The sequence below is a fragment of the Methylobacterium sp. FW306-05-D genome (genome assembly GCF_058782155.1).
This window is the reverse complement of the sequence record NZ_JBYSXL010000172.1, coordinates 1-847: the sequence shown is the minus strand read 5'-3', so window position 1 is coordinate 847 and position 847 is coordinate 1. Positions and strand designations below refer to the sequence as shown.

1 protein-coding gene is annotated in these 847 nt (G+C 66.4%); it reads right to left on the bottom strand.

Features of this window, described 5'->3' with window-relative positions:
* Positions 1-9 precede the first annotated feature (9 nt).
* Positions 10-779 (bottom strand): IS5 family transposase gene (locus AC3WLN_RS24045; protein ID WP_238508326.1). Its coding sequence is split into 2 segments (ribosomal slippage): positions 10-464 and positions 464-779, totalling 771 coding nucleotides; the frame shifts between segments, so codons are not numbered across the junction.
* Between the last annotated feature and the right edge of the window lie 68 nt (positions 780-847).

Sequence of the window (847 nt, the reverse complement as noted above, 5' to 3'; positions counted from 1 at the left end):
TAGGGTCTGTCATCGCTTGAGCCAATCGAGGGCCGCGGCAAGACAGAGGACGCCCATGAAGCTGACGGTCGTCTTCTCGTAGCGTGTGGCGATGGCGCGCCACTCCTTGAGCCTGGCCCAGAGGCGCTCGACCTGGTTGCGGTTGTTGTAGATCCAGTCCGGGCAGGCGACGGGTGCTTCGTGGCGCTGAGGCGGGATCGCGGGCCGCGCGCCCATGTCCCAGATGTGCTCACGAAAGGCGTGGCTGGTGTAGCCGCGGTCCCCGACGACCCACTTGGGCACACCCGGAAGCTGGTCGAGCAGCGGAACCGCATGGGGCAGTTCATGGGCCTGACCGGGCGCCAGCCGGAAGGCGATGGCGCGACCCCGTCCATCCGCGATCACGCAAGCCTTGGTGCCATAGCCGCCACGTGAGCGGCCAAGAGCTTCACGAGCATCTCGCTCGGGCCCAGATCCCCCCTTTTGGCAGCTCCCGCCGCCTTTTGGTGCGCTCGCATGTTCGTGCCGTCCAGGAACACCATCCCGAGTTGGACGCCCCGCTCCTGCACGAGGCCAAGCAGTCGCTCCCAGACGCCGGCACGGGACCAGCGGATGAAGATCTGCGCAGCGCGCCACCAGGGACCCAGATCCTCCGGAATAGCCCGCCACTTGGCCCCGTTCTGATGCCGCCAGAGGATGGCTGAGAGCGTGCGCCGAAGATCCTGTGGGGGCGTCTTGGCCTTGGGCCGGCAGGCCTCCACCAGGGGCTCCAGTTCAGACCACTGCGCGTCGCTCAGCATCGTCCCTCCTGCATCAGAGAGACGAAAACGAAAGCCAAACCAATCCGTTCAGGCGACGACAGACCCTA